Origin of the sequence: Lachnoanaerobaculum sp. MSX33, from assembly GCF_000512995.1 — a bacterium.
Taxonomy (GTDB): Bacteria; Bacillota; Clostridia; order Lachnospirales; family Lachnospiraceae; genus Lachnoanaerobaculum.
Window position 1 is genome coordinate 1 of the sequence record NZ_AZXX01000085.1, and the last position, 739, is coordinate 739.

The following is a 739-nucleotide window of genomic DNA, read 5'->3' on the forward strand; positions in this document are numbered from 1 at the left end:
TGATATAGTAAATGTATTGTTATTTGGTGGTAAGAAAGTGGTAGAGGAAGAAACACTTTTTGATGCCGTTACGGATAGTGCATTAAAAATAGACGGAAGAGTTAGGTTTCAAGACAGAGATGTTGCGAAATATTGGAAAGACAGTCAGATAAATATAGCACTTTTAGGAATAGAAAATCAGACAACACCCAATAAATTAATGCCGTTTAGAGTTATAAGCTATGACGGTACGGAATATGGTAAACAGTCAAGAACTGAAAATATTGATAAGAAAAAATATCCTGTAATTTCTTTAGTATTATATTTGGGGTTTGAACAGAAATGGTTGTACCCAAAAAATCTGCTTGGAATAATAGACGTTGATGAGAAATTAAGGCCATATGTAAATGACTATAAGATTAATTTGTTTGAGATAGCATATCTGGACAGAGAAATAATAGATTCTTTTAAAAGCGACTTTTGGATACTTGCAGATTATTTGTATCAAATGCGGGTAAATAAGAATTATGTTGCAGATAAGAAGTTTATAGGTCATATAGAGGAATTACTGATGCTTATGTCTGCAATGACAGGAGATAAAAGGTTTGAAGATATCATAGACGAAGCAAATACGAAGGAGGTTGTGAATATGTGCGAAGTATTGGATATAGTTGAGGCAAGAGGGATAGAAAAAGGAATAGAAAAAGGAATAGAAAAAGGCAGGGAAGAAGGTGCCGATTTAATAAGCAGGTTAAATACA

Annotated in this window: 1 protein-coding gene; it reads left to right on the forward strand. The window is 32.9% G+C overall.

Going from position 1 to position 739, the window contains the following annotated elements; genetic code table 11:
- Positions 1-739, forward strand: a 739-nt coding sequence (locus tag HMPREF1495_RS10045; RefSeq protein ID WP_034214416.1) for an Rpn family recombination-promoting nuclease/putative transposase, incomplete at both ends; no start/stop codon positions are given.